We start from the raw sequence: 18,159 nt of genomic DNA, 5'->3' as shown, positions 1-18,159 counted from the left end.
GTGTAGGACCCGGCCTGCGGCGCGGGGGCCGGAGCCGGCGCGGGAGCAGGTGCGGGCTTACCCGGCGCGGGAGCAGGTGCTGCCCCCTTCCCGCCGATCGTCAGTTTCTGGCCCGGGTAGATGATCGTGGTCATGCTCATCTTGTTGGCGGCCAGCAGGGCCTGCAGGGAGACACCGTGTCGGGAGGCGATGGCGCCGAGTGTGTCCCCGCCCTTCACGGTGTAGGACCCGGCCTGCGGCGCGGGGGCCGGAGCCGGCGCGGGAGCAGGTGCGGGCTTACCCGGCGCGGGAGCAGGTGCTGCCCCCTTCCCGCCGATCGTCAGTTTCTGGCCCGGGTAGATGATCGAGGTCATCGAGAGCTTGTTGTCCGTGAGGAGGCTCTGGAGGCTGACCCCGGCACGCGAGGCGATGGCGCCGAGGGTATCGCCGGGCTTCACCACGTAGGTCGAACCGGTGGTCTTCACCGCCGGGGCAGCGGGAGCGGAGGGTGCGGGCTTCTCCGCCCCGGCCTTACCGCCGAGCGTGATCTTCTGGCCCGGGTAGATGATGGTCCGCGCGTTCATCCGGTTCAGGGTGAGGAGGCTGTCCGTGGACAGCCCGTGACGCTTGGCGATCGCTCCGATGGTGTCGCCCGGCTTGACGGTGTATTCGGCGGGAACGGGCTGGGCGGCTATCGCGATCCTCTGCGCGGGTACCTGTACCGCCACCAGTGCGGCGGGCACGAGCGTGCGCGAGGGCAGGGAGACCGCAGGGGTGCCGAGGTGACGCATGGCAGGCGCGACCTGGGCAGGAGCCGCCGTCGCCGGTTGGGCGAGGGCGACCGAAGAGAGAATCACCGCGGGGAGGGCGGCGGTGGTCACGGCGACATTCAGGCCGCGCGCGCTGGCGCCGGTGGCCTTCCTGCGGGTGCCGTTCAGCGGTGCGTTCGATCGCTGGGCAGTCATGTTTCGTTCCTCGTCTGTTGGCGGCTGAGTCCGCGCGGACGCACGCGCCCGTGGTGATTCTTCCTGATCGGGCGCGCGCAGTGCTGGTGATGCTGATGTGTCACCTGTGGTTACTGTTACTTCTGTGACCCATGTGAACTTACACGATGAGGGCTGTAGCACAAGAGGCATGAAGATCCCGTGAAGCTGCTGTCCGGCGTGTCGCAGGAGATCCGCATCGTGTCGCGTCCCTGCGGACCAGCCGGCGCCCTGTGCCGCAGGTCGTCCGAGTGGAGCCGGAATGCGTCGGCATGGCACCCTTGGACGGTGAATGAACTCCAACAGCTCGTCCCGGCCTGGCTGAATCTCCCCGAGGTGGCGCAGGCGCTCGACCTCCCCATCACCCGCGTGCATTCGCTCATCAGTGAGCGGGCGCTGGTCAGCGTCCGTATCGGTGAGCGAAACATCCGCAGCGTGCCCGCGGAATTCCTCGTGGACGGGGCGATCCTCGACAGCCTCAAGGGCACCGTCGTCGTCCTGGCGGACTCCGGCTACGGGGACGAGGACATCATCCGATGGCTCTACACGGAGGACGAGTCGCTTCCGGGTCGGCCGATCGATGCGCTGCGCGAGGGACGGAAGACGGAGATCCGCCGTCGGGCGCAGGCCGCTGCCTGGTAGGCCGATCCACCGCCGGATGGGTCACGCACCCGGCCGTGCGTCAGGCAGTGCGAGTGACGGCGGCTTCGGCGAGGAGGCGCAGGGCCTCGAGCGACGTCGTATCGACATCGAGCTGGGCGAGGGCCCGGAAGGCCTCGGCTGATCGCTCCTCGATCAGGGTCTCGGTCTGCGCCAGCGCACCGCTCGCCACGATCAGCCCGCGGAGCGTGTGCACCGCGTCGTCGTCGAGCTCCGTGTCGCCGAGCATCGCGTTGATCCTCGCCCGGACGTCGCTGCCGCTCTCGCCGAGAGTGCGCGCGATCAGGAAGGTGCGCTTCCCCTCGCGCAGATCGTCGCCCGCCGGCTTGCCGGTCACTCCCGGATCCCCGAACACACCGAGGACGTCGTCCCGGAGCTGGAAGGCCTCGCCCAGGGGGAGCGCAAAGGCAGAGAAGTCCGAGAGCAGCTCCTCATCGGCTCCGGCCAGTGCTCCGCCGAGCATGAGGGGCCGTTCCATCGAGTACTTCGCCGACTTGAAGCGCAGGATGTTGAGGGCACGGAGTTCGGCCTGCTCGGGCGTCTGGTCGGGCCCCACCGCCTCCTCGAGCAGGTCCAGGTACTGGCCGGCCATGACCTCGGTGCGCATGCGGTTGAAGATGGTGCGGGCAGCCTCACCCGCCTCGGCGGAGCAGGACGCCGTGAAGAGCTCCTCGCTGAACGCGAGGCACAGGTCCCCGGCCAGGATGGCTGCGGACACGCCGAAGCGCTCGGGGTCGAGATGCCAGCCCGCCTCCGTGTGGCGCGCGGAGAACTGCCGGTGCACGCTCGGCCCTCCGCGCCGGGTATCCGAGCGATCGATGATGTCGTCATGGATAAGGGCAGCGGCCTGGAAGAACTCCAGTGCCGTCCCGGCCGTCACCGGAGCCGCAGCTCCGGGCGCGCCTCCCGCCGCGCGCCATCCCCAGTAGCAGAGCAGGGCGCGCATCCGCTTACCGCCCCGGGTGAGTGTCGCGATGCTCGAGATGAGGGGCAGTGATTCCTCGGAGATGGCCGTCAGGACGTCCGCCTGGTCAGCCAGGAACTCGTCGATGGTCCTCGTGAGCGCGGACCGGAACAGGTCCTGCTCCGCCGTGATGACGTCAGGAGCGGGGCCGCCCGGATCAGGGGTGGCAGGTGCGGACAGCATGGATCTCCCGGGCGGTTCGACTGGGTCAGGTCCTCACACTCTATCGGGCGGCTCTGCCCCGGCCCGGCGGTACGGACGGGCCGTCGGATCCGCCGGGCCCGGCTGTCGGTGGCACTGCGTACGATGTGGGCGTGGTCAGGGATGAGGGTCGGACGCCGGTCGAGCATGCGGAGTGCCGCATCCTGCACATCGACATGGATGCCTTCTTCGTCTCCGTCGAGCTGCTGGATTACCCTCATCTCCACGGCGTCCCGGTTGTCGTGGGATCACCGTCCGGCCGGTCCGTCGTCCTGTCCGCGTCCTACGAGGCCCGCGCTTTCGGGGTGCGCTCGGCGATGCCGATGTCGGTCGCCATGCGCCAGTGCCCCACCGCGGTGATCCTCCCGCCGCACCATCGTCGGTACTCGGAGATCTCCGGACAGGTCATGCGGATCTTCCGGTCGGTGACGCCGCACGTGGAGCAGCTCAGCGTCGACGAGGCATTCCTCGACGTGGCCGGGTCCATGCGCCGGCTGGGCGGTCCGCGCGAGATCGGTGAGCAGGTGCGCGAGGAGATCAGTTCCACCCTCGGTATCACCGCGAGCGTCGGTGCCGCGACGACGAAGTTCGTGGCCAAGATCGCCTCCACGAGGGCGAAGCCGGATGGCCTCCTGCTGATCCCGGGTGACCGGACCGTCGCGTACCTGCACACGCTTCCCGTCTCCGCGCTCTGGGGGGTCGGCGCGAAGACACAGGAAGTCCTGGGCCGCATCGGCATCCGCACGGTGGAGGACGTGGCGCACACGCCGGTCACCACCCTGCGGCGCCTGCTCGGAAGCTCCGGCGAGCACGTGCACAACCTCGCCTGGGGGAGGGACCCGCGGCGCGTCGTCGTGGCCCGGCCCGAGAAGAGCATCGGAGCGGAGGAGACGTTCTCCAGGGACATCGACGACTCCGACGTCCTACGGCGGGAACTGCTGCGGCTGGCGCACCGCACGGCGACCCGGCTCCGCGCCTCGGGCAATCGGGCCGGTGGGGTGGCGCTCAAACTGAGGTACGCCGACTTCTCCACCCTGACGCGGTCGAAGAAGTTCGATGAACCGGTCGACAGTGCCAACGCGCTGTACACGGCGGCGACGGCCCTGCTCGCCGCCCTCGGTGATCGGCCCATGGCCGTGCGGCTCATCGGCCTGCGTGCCGAATCGCTCGAGAGTGGCGGAGACGGCTCCACGCAGCTGACGATCGACCGGCGCGACGACAACTGGCGCCTCGCCGAGCGGGTGCTCGACGACGTGAACAGGAGATTCGGTGACGCCGGCGTCGTCCCGGCCGGGCTGCTCGCTTCCCGACGTGCGGACGAGCCCCGTAGGGGACGGGCGGGCGGGCCGCCGCCCGCCGCAGGTGACGCTGGTGCAGGTACCGCGGCGGGTGTGGGTGCTGGCGGAGGTGCTGGCGGACGCGCCGCTGGGCGGAGTGGTGGAAGCGCGCTGGGCCGGGGCGGCGCGGTGCCGGAGGCGGAGTCCGGCAGGCGGGCCGGACACGACCAGGGGCCGGGTGCTGGCGGGTCCTCCCGGGGAGCCCCGCGGACCCATCGCGATCCGCGTGCCTGAGCGGTATACGGGGTCAGTATGCCTTCATGGAACCCCCCTCGGATTCCGCATTGTGACTTTGCGGGCACCACGTAGCAAACTAGTCTTGAAGCAGGTAGTCCAGCTGCCGTTCAGCACGCTTTTGCAGCCTCCGGAGCCCGTGGTCATCGACCCCTCCACCGGGAACCTGGTGAGCGTTCGGGACGTTGGGTGGGTGGAGGAACGTTGGTACCCATATCAAGGAGGCGGTCATGGCACTCTCGGAACACGAGCAGAGGTTGCTTGATCAGCTTGAACAGCAGTTGCACGCCGACGATCCCAAGTTCGCGCACTCGATGGCGTCGGACACCCGCAAGTCGATGTCGACCAGGCGTCTGGTCATCGGTGCGCTCATCACGATCGCGGGCATCCTGGTCCTGCTCGCGGGCATCGTCAACCAGAACATCCTCATCGGAGTGGCCGGCTTCCTCGTCATGGGGGGCGGCGTCTACTTCGCGACGACCAAGTCGAAGCAGCTGGACCAGGGCCAGCCCGCGGGTAGGCCGACGAAGGCTCCGACCGGCGGGAAGAGCGGGTTCATGACGAGTCTCGAAGACAAGTGGGACGAGCGGAAGCGCGACCAGAGCTGATTCCCTGCCGGGCCACCGATGGTGACCCCGATACAGCTTCGCTGCACCGGCGTGACCGGGCAGCCACGAACTGACGAGGACCCGCTACGGCGGGTCCTCGCTCGTTAACCGGTCATCCCCAGGCGTTCCACTGCCGCATGCACTGCTCTGCACCGGGTCGGTGCCCCATGCCGACCGCCTCATACCGGCCGCCCCCTCCATCGCCCCCTCCACTTCGCTCCCCAGCGAGGCAGATAGCACCCGGCCGCGTGATCGCGGGGCGGACGGACGTCGTCGGCGGAGCAATCCCGGGCGCGCCGCGCCCCGGATGCATTGACGGTGGAGAGTTGTGGAGTAAAGTGGGGAACATAAGAGCAAGGCAGCATCGAGCTGGGCTTGGCGGACTCAGAACAGGCGGTCAGGGATGTTCCTCGGAACTCATACCCCCCGTCTGGACGAGAAGGGCAGGCTCATCCTCCCGGCGAAGTTCCGCGACGAACTGAGCGAGGGGCTGGTCCTGACCCGGGGCCAGGAACGGTGCATCTATGTGTTCAGTGCGAGTGAGTTCGAGAGGGTTCACGAGCAGATGCGGGCCGCACCCATCTCGTCACGCCAGGCGAGGGACTACAACCGTATCTTCCTGTCGGGAGCCTCGGACGAGGTGCCCGACAAGCAGGGCAGGATCACCATCCCACCGGCCCTGCGGACGTATGCAGGGCTCGACCGTGACCTCGCGGTCATCGGAGCAGGAAGCCGCGCCGAGATCTGGGCGGCGGATGCCTGGGACTCGTACCTGACGGAGAAGGAGACCGCCTTCTCCGAGACGGACGAGGACGCTTTCCCGGGAATCATCTGATCCACGGCGCAGGACAGGCAGAACCAGCAGTACCAGCAGTACCAGCAGCACCCGACGCGAACGGATTCACCTCTTGGATGAGATCTCCAGCCGCCGGACCAGGTACGACTCCTGGCTTCACTTCCCCGAAGCCAGGCGGAGACCGTCCGGCCGGATGGGGGTCTGATCCCAGAGATGGACCATCGCCCCACGCCTGCAGGGACACCGACATCACGAACGACGAACTGCAGGAGGGAGAGCGCGCATGGGGGAGAACCGGCCGACGGGCGAGCGACACGTCCCCGTCCTCCGGGACCGCTGCGTCTCCCTCCTTGCTCCCGCGGTCGAGGCAGCAGCAACAGCCGGACGCCGGCCGGTGGTCGTCGATGCGACCCTCGGCATGGGCGGCCATTCCGAGAGCATGCTCGAGCGCTTCCCCTCCGCGCACCTCGTCGGGATCGACCGCGACACCGAGGCGCTGGGCCTCGCCGGGGAACGCCTGACGCGCTTCTCCGACCGCACCGACCTGGTCCACGCCGTCTACGACGATCTGCCCGAGGTGCTCGAGGACCTCGGGATCGGGGGGGTGGACGGCGTCCTGTTCGATCTCGGCGTCTCCTCCCTGCAGCTCGACGAGCGTGACCGCGGCTTCGCCTACTCCTACGACGCCCCCCTCGACATGCGCATGGACACGACCACGGGCATCACGGCCGCGGAGGTCGTCAACACCTACGCCGAGGCGGATCTGCTGCGTATCATCCGGACCTGGGGCGAGGAGAAGTTCGCGGGTCGCATCGCGACGGCGATCGTCCAGGCCCGCACCGCACGTCCGTTCGGCACCACGGCGGAGCTCGTCGAGGTCATCCGTGGGGTCGTCCCGGCCTCGGCGGCACGGACCGGGGGACATCCTGCCAAGCGGACGTTCCAGTCCCTGCGCATCGAGGTCAACGAGGAGCTGTCCGTCCTCGAGCGCGCCGTACCGGCCGCCATCGCCTCGATCCACACGGGGGGTCGGGTCGTCGCGATGTCATACCACTCCCTCGAGGACAGGATCGTGAAGAGCTCCTTCGCGGCCGGCACGAAGTCCTCCGCGCCCCTCGGGTTCCCGGTCGAGCTCGAGGAACACAAGGCCTACCTCCGGTCCCTGACGCGTGGCACGGAAGCGCCCACGCCGGCGGAGATCGAGGAGAATCCCAGGGCGGCCTCGGCCAAACTGCGCGCTGTAGAACGAATCAAAGCCGGACCCGTCGACAGGACCAACGGATGAGCCAGACCCTGACTGTTGAGAAGCGGCACAGCGCCGCGGCCTTCGCCGGCAACGGAGCACTCGCCGTCGCGCCGCGCCGGCCGGCCGGTCTCTCCGACGGAGCGCCGGCGAGTGCGCGGCCGGAGGCCACGCAGAAAGTGCGGACGCCGCTCTCCGTGGTACCGGTGAGGCCCTCCCGCCGTCGCGTGCCGTTCGCCGTCTTCAGTCTCCTCGTCCTCGCCGGAGCCCTGGCCGCAGTCCTCATGCTCAACATCTCCGTGTCGGGGACGCAGTACGAGCTCGTGCAGCTGCGCAGCCAGCAGGTGGCACTCAGCCAGCAGAACGAGGCGCTCGTCCTCGAGATCGAGAACAAGGAGGCGCCGCAGAACCTCGCCGCCGCCGCGACGAAACTCGGCATGGTGTCCTCCCCGACGTTCGGGACCATTGAGCTAGATTCGAAGAAGGTGACGGGGACTCCGGAACCTGCGAAGGAAGGCCCGAAGCCCGAGGTCCTGATCGCCGCCCCGGACCTCGTCACCGAGCAGCCCGCTCCCGTAGCTGCCGAGGCGCCGGTAGCGGCCGATCCGGCACCCGCGGGCGCCGGTGCAGCGGACGAGGCGGCGGATGCGGCCGCGGACTCCGCGGCCGGCAGCACGGCCTCGGGGACCATCCCCGGTCCGGAGCAGGCCGCGTCCGACCGCTGACACGCGGGTCCTCCGCCGTCACCAGCTCCGCACGTACCGCCTGCACTGATCGACAAGGATTCCTCCGTGACCCCTGCACGCACCGGCAGCCCTGACAGCCTCCGACTGGTCCTCGGCTCGACCCGGCTCCGCGTGGGGCTTGCCTTCGTCCTCGTCCTCCTCATGGTGCTCGGTGTACGGCTCTTCCAGTTACAGGGGCTCGATCTCGGCGGGATGGCCCAGGTGGGCCTGTCCAAGCGCCTGACGAACACCACTGTCGCCCCCGTCCGCGGCTCCATCGTCGACATGAACGGCAAGTACTTCGCCCGGAGTGTCGAGCGTTACGACATCGTCGTGGACCAGGGCCTCAGCGCCGTCGACGGATTCGACCGGACGGTCCAAGATCCCGACGACCCCGACAGCACCATCCGGGTCGACGTACCCATCGAGCAGGGGCTCGAGGAGCTCTCGGCGGTCCTCGGGATCGATGTGGAGACACTCCGGGGTTCGGTCCTGGGGGACAAGACCTTCAACTACGTCGCGAAGTCCGTCACGCCGGAGGTGAAGAACCAGGCGCTCGAGATCGGCATCCCCGGCGTCTACGCCGACAAGACGAGCGTCCGTACCTATCCGGCAGGATCGGTCGCCGGATCGGTCATCGGCTTCGTGTCCGACGACGGCACCCCGCAGGAAGGTCTCGAGTACTCGCTGAACGACCAACTCACGGGCACGGCGGGGAAGAGGACCTTCGAGATCGGCGGGGACGGTATCCGTATCCCCTACGCGACCAATGAGGACGTGCCCGCGGTGGACGGACAGAGTGTCCGCCTCACGATCGACCAGGATCTCCAGTGGTTCGCGCAGCAGACCATCGCGTCCCAGGTCAAGGACTACGACGCCGAGTGGGGCAACATCGTGGTCGTCGAGACCGGCACCGGCGCCATCCGTGCCATGGCGGAATCCACCACGCCCGATCCGAACGATCCGACGGCCACCCCTGCCGAGCAGCGGAGACCGAACTCGGTCAGCGCCTCCTTCGAACCGGGGTCGACGACGAAGGTCATCACGCTCGCCGGCGCGCTCGAGGAAGGGCTGATCGAGCCGACGTCGAAGTTCACCCTCGACAACCGGTACACGGTGGGGGACCAGACGTTCAAGGACGCCTGGGAGCACGGCACCGAGAAGCGCACGGCCGCCGGCATCCTCGCGAAGTCGATGAACACGGGGACCGTGCAGATCGGCGAGAAGCTGACCAAGCAGGAGCGGTACGACTGGCTGAAGAAGTTCGGGATCGGCGAACCGCTCGGCACCGGCCTGAACGAGGAGAACCAGGGGCTTCTCAGCACGCCGGACAACTGGGACGATCGCCAGCAGTACACGGTGCTCTTCGGGCAGGGGCTCACGCAGACCGCGCTGCACACCGCGATGGTCTACCAGACGATCGCCAACGACGGCGTCCGGCTGAAGCCCCGCCTGATCGACGCCTACATCGACCCGGACGGCACGGAGCACGTGGTGCCGCAGGCCGAGGGGACCGAGGTGGTCTCGGAGAAGACGGCCGCAGAGATGCGGAAGATGCTCGAGACCGTCACCGAGGAGGGGTCCGGGAAGTCCGGCGAGCTCGAGCAGTACCGCGTGGGCGCCAAGACCGGCACGGCGGAGGCGCCGGGAGCCACCGGCGGGTACGACGGCTACACTCTGTCCTACGCCGGGATCGCCCCGATCGAGGACCCGAAGTACGTCGTCGTCATCACGCTCCAGCGCCCCCAGGGTGACCTGTACTACCTGATCCCCGGAGAGTCCTTCCAGAAGGTCATGCAGCAGGCCCTCAATTCCGACAACGTCCCGGCCTCGACGACGAAGCCGGACATCTACCCGGTCGAATACTGACCCGGAGGCCACAGCACCGTGCATTCCACCACTCCACAGGGACGCGCCGCTTCCCTGATGCGTCCGCATGAGCCGCGGCCGATCGGCCTGGCAGCGGCACTCGCTGCAGCCGGCCTGCCGGTCGGCCCCGGGACCGGGCACCTGCCCACCGTCTCGGGCCTCACCCTCGATTCCCGCGCCGTCCTGCCCGGCGACGTCTACGCCGCGTTGCCCGGCGCCACCCGCCACGGCGCCGGTTTCGCCGACCAGGCAGTGCTGGCGGGTGCCGTCGCGGTCCTGACGGACGACGTCGGCCGGGAGCTGCTGGGCGACGGCATCGCCGTGCCCGTCGTCGTCGTCCCCGACCCCCGGCGCGTCATCGGACCGCTTTCGCGCGTGATCTTCGGAGGCGGTGCCGCGGACGACGGCGGCACGCCGACGCTGTACGGCGTCACGGGGACGAACGGGAAGACCACCACCACCTACTTCGTCAACGCCCTCCTGGAGGCACTCGGCCGTTCGACCGGACTGATCGGCACGATCGAGATCCGGGCCGGCGGCGACGCCATCCCGAGCGCGCTCACCACGCCCGAGTCCCCGCAGGTGCACTCGCTGCTCGCCCTCATGCGGGAGCGCGGCATCGATGCGGCCTCGATGGAGGTCTCCTCGCACGCCCTGGAGTTCGGGCGTGTGGACGGCGTCCACTTCGACGTCGCCGGGTTCACCAACCTGACGCAGGACCATCTGGACCTGCACGGCACGATGGAGGAGTACTTCGCCGTCAAGGCCGCCCTCTTCACGGCGGAGCGGTGCCGGACGGCGGTCGTCCTCGTCGACGACGCGTGGGGCCGGCGCCTCGCGAGGACCGCTGACGTGCCCCTCCTCACCGTGTGTACGGACGGCGGCGAAGGGTCCGGGCCGGCGGCGGACGCCGACTGGACGGTCACCGACGTCGAACGGAGCGGCCTCGGCCACGCCTTCGCCCTGGAGTCGCGTGACGGGCGCCGCCTGCGCGTCCGCAGCGGGCTCCCCGGGTCCTTCAACATCTCCAACGCGGCCCTCGCGGCCGTCATGGTGCTGGCGTCCGGGGTGTCCGAGCACGACCTGCAGCACGCACTCGATGCCCACGACCCCTTCACCACCGAGGTACCCGGCCGCATGCAGCTCATCGCCGAGGAGCCGGCGTCGATCGTGGACTTCGCGCACAATCCCGACGCGCTCGAGCGGACCCTCGCCTCGGTGCGCCGCCCCGGGGGCCGGGTCATCGCGGTCTTCGGCGCCACGGGACAGCGCGACGAATCGAAGCGGCCCGTCATGGGCGCCGTGGGCGCGCGACTCTCGGACGTCCTCATCATCACGGACGACGATCCGCACGACGAGGACGAGGCCGTCATCCGCCGCGCCGTCCGGTCCGGCGCGGACGCAGCCGTCGCGGAGGAGGGTCTCGACTGCGAGGTCCTCGAGGTCTTCCCCCGTGCCGACGCCATCGACCGCGCCGTCGCCCTGGCCACGGCGGGGGACACCGTGATCATCGCCGGCCGCGGCCACGAGGTGTGGCAGGAAGTGAAGGGCATCAACCTGTCCCTCGACGACCGCGTCGAACTGCGTTCCGCGTTGACAAGGCACGGATTCTCTGGGCTTTCCGCCGCCGGGATAGAGTCCTGAACCGTCATGATTGAATTCAGCGCAGCCGAGATCGCGGCACTCACGGGCGGGGTCCTGGTCGGTATCGACCAGCACGGGCCTGCCATCACCGTCACCTCCGCCGCCACCGATTCCCGCGAGTGCACGCCCGGTTCGCTCTTCGTGGCCAAGCCCGGGGAGGAGTCCGACGGCCACCTGTTCGTCGGAGCAGCCTTCGAGCGCGGCGCCGTGCTGACCCTCGCCGAGCGGGAGGTCGCGGCGGCCGACGGCGCACCGTTCCCCGCCGTCGTCGTCCCCGACGCCGTCCTGGCCATGGGAGCCCTCACCGCCGAGTCGGTGCGGCGCCTCCGCGCGGCCGGGGACATCACCGTCATCGGGATCACGGGCTCCGCCGGGAAGACGACCACCAAGGACCTGCTCGCGGGGATCCTCGCGACCATGGGCCCCACCGTGGCGCCCCGCGGCTCCTACAACGGGGAGGTGGGTGTTCCCCTCACCGTCTTCGAGGCGGACCTGGACACGCGTTTCCTCGTGATCGAGATGGGTGCCACGAAGCCGGGCCACATCGCCTACCTCGCGTCCCTCGTGCAGCCGGACATCGGCGTGGTCCTCGGCGTCGGGTCGGCCCACGCGGGAGAGTTCGGCGGCGTCGAAAACATCGCGAAGGCCAAGGGCGAGCTCTTCGAGGCGCTCACCGCCCAGGGCGCCGCCATCATCAACGCGGACGACGAGCGCGTCCTCGCGATGCAGACCCGGACGCCTGCCCGGCGCGCCTTCTTCACCTCCTCCGACGACTTCGCGTCGGACGGCAGCACGGTGGTCCGTGCGAGGAACAGCACCACGACTCCGGAGGGCAACCCCTCCTTCACGCTGCAGTTCCCCGACGGGAGCGAGCACGACGTCGTGTCCCCGCTGCTCGGCCTGCACCACACGACCAACCTCCTGGCCGCGGCGGCGGTCGCGTTCGCCGTCGGGTGTGCGCCCGAGGCCATCGCCTCGAGCCTCCGGACGCAGGCGGCCGCCAGCCGCTGGCGCATGGAGCGCACGGAGCGCACCGACGGCGTCACCGTGATCAACGACGCCTACAACGCGAATCCGGAGTCCATGCGCGCCGCCCTCCGCACCCTCGCCGAACTCGGCGGCGGGCGCAGGCGCACCTGGGCCGTCCTCGGCGAGATGCTCGAACTGGGGGACCGCTCCATCGAGGAGCACGACCTCCTCGGGCGGGTGGTCGTCCGGCTGAACATCTCGAAGCTCATCTGCGTGGGACCGAACACCAGAGCCCTCTTCAACGGGGCGGTGCTCGAAGGCTCGTGGGGGAGCGAGGCCGTCCATGTCGACGACGCCGACGCGGCCGAGCGCATGCTGGCGGCGGAACTCGAGCCCCGCGACATCGTCCTCTTCAAGTCCTCCAACGGCGCAGGCCTCCGGTTCCTCGGCGACCGGATCGCGCACGCCGTGGCCGACGCCTCGGTCTCGGCCGGTCCGGCGGCCACCGACGAGCGTGACGCCGCCGAGGCGACCGCCGACGCGAACCCCTTCGGAAAGGCCGACCAGCAGTGATCGCACTCCTCATCGGCTCGGCCTCCGCGCTGTTCCTCGCCTTCGTCGGCACCCCCCTCTTCATCAGGCTCCTGGTGCGGAAGGGCTACGGCCAGTTCATCCGCGACGACGGGCCGACGGCGCACCACACCAAGCGCGGCACCCCGACCATGGGTGGCGCGGTGATCGTCGGCTCCGTCCTGCTGGCCTATTTCCTGACGCACCTGATCATGATGGCGACCGGGTCGCCCGTCGGCGGCCCGAGCGCCTCCGGCCTGCTGCTGCTGTTCCTCGCCGCAGGCATGGGGCTCGTCGGATTCGCCGACGACTACATCAAGATCTCGAAGCAGCGCAGCCTGGGCCTCAGTGCCCCGGCGAAGATCATCGGCCAGTCGGCGGTCGGCATCGTCTTCGGCGTCCTGGCCCTCGGGTTCCCCAACGAGCAGGGCCGCACGCCGGCGTCCACCGCGATCTCCTTCATCCGCGACCTGCCGATCGACCTGGCCTTCGCGGGGACGGTCGTGGGGGCGATCCTCTTCGTCATCTGGTCCAACCTCATCATCACGGGTGCCAGCAACGGCGTTAACCTGGCGGACGGCCTCGACGGCCTGGCCGCAGGGGCATCGATCCTCGTTTTCGGCGCCTACATGCTGATCGGGATCTGGCAGAGCAACCAGAGCTGCGGTTCGCCCGGGGCGGGAAGCGTCTGCTACGAGGTCCGGGACCCCCTGGACCTCGCCCTGATCGCCGGCGCCATGTGCGGTGCGCTCGTCGGGTTCCTGTGGTGGAACACCTCGCCTGCGAAGATCTTCATGGGGGACACCGGGTCACTGGCCATCGGCGGTGCGATCGCCGGGTTCGCCATCCTCTCGCGGACCGAGCTGCTCCTGGTGATCCTGGCCGGTCTCTTCGTGATGATCACCCTGTCGGTCATCATCCAGGTGGGTTACTTCAAGCTCTCCGGTGGCAAGCGGGTCTTCAAGATGGCACCCCTGCAGCACCACTTCGAACTCAAGGGCTGGGCCGAGGTCACCGTCGTGGTCCGCTTCTGGATCCTGGCCGGACTCTTCGTGGCCGTGGCACTCGGGATCTTCTACGCGGAATGGGTCGTGGGATGAGCGGGGCCGAGGGAACCACCGGGCGCGTGCTGGAGACCGATCGCGTCAGGGACCTGACCACCTGGGACGCCGACTGGGCGGGCCTGCGCGTCGTCGTCGCCGGGATCGGGGCATCCGGCTTCTCGGCGGCGGACACCCTGATCGAGCTCGGCGCGGCCGTCGTCGTCGTGGATGCCGGTGCGACCGCCGGCAACGAGGCGAAGGCCGACACCCTGCGCATCGTCGGAGCGCGCGAGGTGCTCCTCGGCGCCGAGCACGCGGAGGCGCTCCCCCTCGTCGATGGCGAGCAGGCCGAGCTCGTGGTGACCTCGCCCGGATGGCGGCCCACGCAGCCCCTCCTCGCCGGGGCCGCTGCCGCGGGCATCCCTGTCTGGGGGGACGTCGAACTCGCCTGGCGCGTCCGGGTCCGGGAGGGACGGCCGACGGCGGACTGGCTGACGATCACCGGGACCAACGGCAAGACGACGACGGTCGGCCTGACCGAGGCCATGCTCCTCGCCGGCGGGAAGCGGGCGGTCGCGGCCGGCAACGTGGGCACGCCGATCCTCGACGTCATCCGTGACCCGCAGGGCTTCGACGTCCTCGCCGTCGAGCTCTCCAGCTTCCAGCTCCACTGGGCCCACTCGATCTCGCCGCTCGCGAGCGTCTGCCTCAATATCGCCGAGGACCACGTGGACTGGCACGGCAGCTACGAGGCCTACCTCGCTGCCAAGGCCTCCGTCTACGAGCGCACGCGTGTCGCCTGCGTGTACAACGCGGAGCAGCGGGAGACGGAGGCGATGGTCGAGGAGGCCGACGTCGTCGAAGGATGCCGCGCCGTGGGCTTCACGACCGGCACGCCCTCCATCAGCATGATGGGCGTCGTCGAGGACCTCCTCGTCGACCGCGCCTTCATCGAGCAGCGCAAGGACTCCGCAGCCGAGCTGGCGTCCGTGTCGGAGCTGGGGGAGGTGGTCCCGCGCCACCTCGTCGCCAACGCACTCGCCGCGGCCGCCCTGGTCCGCGCCGCCGGACTGCCGGCTGCCGCGGTCCGCGACGGCATCCGGGCGTACCAGCCCGGGGAGCACCGTATCCAGGTCGTCGCCAACGAGGGCGGCGTGCTCTGGATCAATGATTCGAAGGCGACCAATCCGCACGCCGCCTCCGCCTCACTGGCGTCCTTCCAGTCGGTCGTGTGGATCGCGGGCGGGCTGTCCAAGGGCGTCTCCTACGACGATCTCGTGACCCGGCATGCGCGGCGGCTGCGCGCCGTCGTCCTCGTGGGACAGGATCCGTCGCCCCTGCAGGCTGCCCTCGCCCGACACGCACCCGATGTTCCGGTGTCCCTCCATCCGAGCCTTCACACTGGACACGGGCACGACGGCGGATCGAGCGATCCGGTCACCGGCGACGCCCTCATGCAGTGGGTCGTCTCCGAAGCAGCGGGGATGGCCCGTGACGGTGACACGGTGCTCCTTGCGCCGGCCGCCGCATCGATGGACCAGTTCTCCTCCTACGCGCACCGGGGGGCCGCCTTCATGGCGGCCGTCCGTGCACGTGGCGATCAGGGGACAACCGCGAAGGAGTCGTAGATGGTGACCACGCCAACCCGTGGAGGCGGACGCAAGCCCTCCGCCCGGGCGGCCCGGCCCACGGACTCGGGACGACCGGGCACGTCGAACGCTCCGACGGGCGCCGCATCCGGTAGCGCACCGGCCGGTCAGCGCGGCACGCGGGGCGGAGCGTCATCCGGCAGCAGGTCCGGGACGGGTGCCCGCGCGAAGGCAGGGGCCTCCCTCGGGAGGGCCGCGGCGGCGACCCCGGAGAACGCCACCGAGGCGGACCAGGGCCGCGGGGTCCGCGCGCGGCTCCGTCGCGGCTGGCGATTCCTCGAGGGCTCCGACCGGGCGCCCTCCGGCTCGAGCTACTACCTGATCCTCGGCTCGGCCCTCGCGCTGACCGCCATCGGCCTGCTCATGGTGCTCTCGGCGTCATCGGTCGAGGCGATCTCCGACGGCAAGGATTCGTTCGACCTCTTCCTCAAGCAGGCGGTCTGGGCGAGCGCCGGGCTCGTCCTGATGCTCGTGCTGTCCCGGCTCGGTCCCCGCGCCTACAAGGCGCTGGCCTGGCCGAGCCTCGCCATCGCCGTCGTGCTGCTCGTGCTGGTGCTCGTCATCGGCGTCGAGATCAACGGCAACAAGAACTGGATCCAGATCGGCAGCCAGACCTTCCAGCCGTCCGAGCCGACCAAGCTGGCCCTCGCGCTCTGGTTCGCCGCCGTCCTCGAGCGCAAGAAGGCCCTCATCCGGGACTGGAAGCACGCGATGATCCCGGCCATCCCGTTCGGTGGACTGCCGATCGGACTCGTCCTGATCGGTGGTGACCTCGGCACCGGCCTCGTCCTCATGATGATCGCCGGAGCCGCCCTGTTCTTCGCCGGTGCTCCGCTGAAGCTCTTCACCCTCGCCGGTCTCGCCGCCCTCGCCGGATCCCTGCTGATGGTCGCCACCAGTTCCAACCGTGGCGGGCGCATCAGCGCGTGGCTGCGGCTGAACTGCGACGACGGCGCCGACCTGTGCCTCCAGTCGGACAACGGGCTCTTCGCCATGGCCTCGGGCGGCTGGTTCGGCGTCGGGATCGGGCAGAGCCGGCAGAAGTGGAACTGGATCCCGGAGGCCCACAACGACTTCATCTTCGCCATCATCGGCGAGGAGTTCGGGCTGCTGGGGACGCTCGTCATCATCCTGCTGTTCGGGATCCTCGCCGTCGCCACCATCCGCGTGGCGCTGCGCTACACCGACCCGTTCGTGCGGATCCTCATGGGGTCGATCCTCGTGTGGCTGATCGGGCAGGCCTTCGTCAACATCGGCATGGTCACCGGCCTGCTGCCCGTCATCGGCGTGCCGCTGCCCTTCATCTCCTACGGCGGTTCGGCGCTCACCTTCACGCTCGCCGCCGTCGGGGTGCTGCTGTCCTTCGCCCGCAAGACCCCGCATCCACCGAACCCCGTCCCGGCGGGCAGCAGTCCCGCCGTATCCACCGCCGGAAGAAGCCACACACCTTCATGACACACCCCTCCACGCCCGGGCGCACGCTGTCCGTGGTCCTCGCCGGCGGTGGCACCGCCGGGCACATCAGCCCCCTGCTGGCCATCGCCGGCGCGATCGTCGACCAGCGGCCGGGCACCCGCATTACCGCCGTGGGGACCGAGGCCGGCATGGAGACGCGGCTCGTCCCGGCGGCCGGCTACACGCTCCGGACCATCGACCGCGTCCCCTTGCCGCGGCGTCCGTCCATCGACCTGGTCAAGCTGCCGGCCCGCCTGCTGCGGGCCGTGCGGCAGGCGCGCGCCATCGTCGCGGAGGCCGGGGCGGACGTCGTCGTCGGGGTGGGCGGATACGTGTCCACGCCCGTCTACCTCGCCGCGTGGTCGCGGCGCGTCCCCGTGGTCATCCACGAGGCGAATGCCCGGCCCGGTATCGCCAACCGGGTGGGCGCCCGGATCGCTGCCACGGTCGCTGTCGCCTTCGAGGGGACGGGGCTGACCGACGCCGTGCTGGTCGGCATGCCGATGCGGCGCAGCATCGCCGACCTGGACCGCACAGCGGAACGGGGGACCGCCCGCGCCTCGCTCGGTCTCGATCCGGACCGGCCCACCCTCATCGTCACCGGGGGTTCCTCGGGCGCCGCGAGCGTCAACCGTGCGGTCGCCGGGGCTGTCCCGGACCTCGTCGCGGCCGGCGTGCAGGTCCTCCACATCACGGGCCGCGGCAAGCCGGTCCTCGGCGACGACGGTGCGCCGATGACGCTCGAGGGCTACCACCAGGTCGAGTTCGTCGACGGGATGGAGCGCGTGTACGCGGCCGCGGACCTCCTCGTCGCGCGTGCCGGGGCCGCGACGGTCAGCGAGGCCAGCGCTGTCGGCGTGCCGGCCGTCCTGGTGCCCCTTCCGCACGGCAACGGCGAGCAGCGGCTCAATGCGGCGGGGCTGGTCGCGGCCGGCGGGGCCCTGCTCGTCGAGGATGCCGACCTCGGCCCGGACTGGATCCGGCGGGAGGTCCTCCCGCTCCTGGCAGATCCCGAGCGGCTCGCCGCGATGTCGGCCGCCTCCCGCGCCCAGGGTGTCCGCGACGGTGACCGGCGGATGGCCGGACTCGTCCTCGCCGCAGCGGAGGACGGACGATGACACCCGATCCGCACCGGCCGGGAGCGACGGCGGGACGGCACGGCAGCCCTGACAGCATTCCGCCCGCGGGCGGCACCTCGGAAGGATCCGGCATCAGCACGGACGAGACCAC

15 protein-coding genes are annotated in these 18,159 nt (G+C 70.0%); 13 read left to right on the top strand and 2 right to left on the bottom strand.

What is annotated here, in order from left to right; genetic code table 11:
* On the bottom strand, window positions 1–944 hold a 944-nt coding region (locus ACTIMO_RS06865; RefSeq protein WP_448181906.1), incomplete at its 3' end, for a LysM peptidoglycan-binding domain-containing protein.
* A 306-nt stretch (window positions 945–1,250) separates the two neighbouring features.
* Between ACTIMO_RS06865 and ACTIMO_RS06860 the strand changes: the two genes are divergently transcribed.
* A complete protein-coding gene (locus ACTIMO_RS06860; protein ID WP_055772391.1) occupies window positions 1,251–1,604 on the top strand; it encodes an Rv2175c family DNA-binding protein in 354 nt (117 codons plus the stop codon).
* A gap of 40 nt (window positions 1,605–1,644) precedes the next feature.
* On the opposite strand, the gene ACTIMO_RS06855 is transcribed toward ACTIMO_RS06860, so the two are convergent.
* A complete protein-coding gene (locus ACTIMO_RS06855; protein WP_448181905.1) occupies window positions 1,645–2,769 on the bottom strand; it encodes a polyprenyl synthetase family protein in 1,125 nt (374 codons plus the stop codon).
* 131 nt (window positions 2,770–2,900) lie between these two features.
* Here ACTIMO_RS06855 and dinB point away from each other — a divergent pair, with 131 nt between their 5' ends.
* From dinB to murG, 12 genes are all read left to right on the top strand, one after another.
* Window positions 2,901–4,358, top strand: coding sequence for a DNA polymerase IV (dinB, locus tag ACTIMO_RS06850; RefSeq protein WP_448181904.1), 1,458 nt, complete (start codon window positions 2,901–2,903; stop codon window positions 4,356–4,358).
* Between the two features lie 230 nt (window positions 4,359–4,588).
* Window positions 4,589–4,966 (top strand): DUF3040 domain-containing protein, encoded by a 378-nt coding sequence (locus ACTIMO_RS06845; protein WP_055772293.1) that lies wholly within the window; start codon window positions 4,589–4,591, stop codon window positions 4,964–4,966.
* Window positions 4,967–5,369: 403 nt separating this feature from the next.
* Window positions 5,370–5,801: a division/cell wall cluster transcriptional repressor MraZ gene (mraZ, locus tag ACTIMO_RS06840; RefSeq protein WP_055772290.1), complete on the top strand. Its 432-nt coding sequence runs from the start codon at window positions 5,370–5,372 to the stop codon at window positions 5,799–5,801.
* A 244-nt stretch (window positions 5,802–6,045) separates the two neighbouring features.
* A complete protein-coding gene (gene rsmH, locus ACTIMO_RS06835; protein ID WP_448181903.1) occupies window positions 6,046–7,047 on the top strand; it encodes a 16S rRNA (cytosine(1402)-N(4))-methyltransferase RsmH in 1,002 nt (333 codons plus the stop codon).
* Window positions 7,044–7,730, top strand: a complete 687-nt coding sequence (locus ACTIMO_RS06830; protein WP_448181902.1) for a hypothetical protein — start codon at window positions 7,044–7,046, stop codon at window positions 7,728–7,730. Before rsmH ends, ACTIMO_RS06830 begins: the two co-directional genes overlap by 4 nt.
* A gap of 66 nt (window positions 7,731–7,796) precedes the next feature.
* A complete protein-coding gene (locus ACTIMO_RS06825) occupies window positions 7,797–9,599 on the top strand; it encodes a peptidoglycan D,D-transpeptidase FtsI family protein (RefSeq protein ID WP_448181901.1) in 1,803 nt (600 codons plus the stop codon).
* A 57-nt stretch (window positions 9,600–9,656) separates the two neighbouring features.
* Window positions 9,657–11,243 (top strand): UDP-N-acetylmuramoyl-L-alanyl-D-glutamate--2,6-diaminopimelate ligase, encoded by a 1,587-nt coding sequence (locus ACTIMO_RS06820; protein WP_448181900.1) that lies wholly within the window; start codon window positions 9,657–9,659, stop codon window positions 11,241–11,243.
* A 6-nt stretch (window positions 11,244–11,249) separates the two neighbouring features.
* Window positions 11,250–12,785: a UDP-N-acetylmuramoyl-tripeptide--D-alanyl-D-alanine ligase gene (locus tag ACTIMO_RS06815; RefSeq protein WP_448181899.1), complete on the top strand. Its 1,536-nt coding sequence runs from the start codon at window positions 11,250–11,252 to the stop codon at window positions 12,783–12,785.
* Window positions 12,782–13,882 (top strand): phospho-N-acetylmuramoyl-pentapeptide-transferase, encoded by a 1,101-nt coding sequence (gene mraY / locus ACTIMO_RS06810; RefSeq protein ID WP_448181898.1) that lies wholly within the window; start codon window positions 12,782–12,784, stop codon window positions 13,880–13,882. Before ACTIMO_RS06815 ends, mraY begins: the two co-directional genes overlap by 4 nt.
* The gene (murD, locus tag ACTIMO_RS06805; protein WP_448181897.1) at window positions 13,879–15,453 is read left to right on the top strand and encodes a UDP-N-acetylmuramoyl-L-alanine--D-glutamate ligase; all 1,575 of its coding nucleotides are present in this window, start codon (window positions 13,879–13,881) and stop codon (window positions 15,451–15,453) included. The genes mraY and murD overlap by 4 nt, the downstream gene beginning before the upstream one ends.
* On the top strand, window positions 15,454–16,929 hold the full coding sequence (gene ftsW, locus ACTIMO_RS06800) for a putative lipid II flippase FtsW (RefSeq protein WP_422391703.1): 1,476 nt from the start codon (window positions 15,454–15,456) through the stop codon (window positions 16,927–16,929). It abuts the gene before it with no gap.
* Entirely contained in the window at window positions 16,926–18,047 is a 1,122-nt protein-coding gene (murG, locus tag ACTIMO_RS06795) for an undecaprenyldiphospho-muramoylpentapeptide beta-N-acetylglucosaminyltransferase (RefSeq protein WP_448181896.1), read from the top strand. The genes ftsW and murG overlap by 4 nt, the downstream gene beginning before the upstream one ends.
* Window positions 18,048–18,159: the final 112 nt, after the last annotated feature.

The sequence above is a fragment of the Arthrobacter sp. CP30 genome (assembly GCF_053470025.1).
The sequence above is the reverse complement of the archived record's forward strand: the minus strand, read 5'-3'. Positions and strand labels throughout refer to the sequence as shown.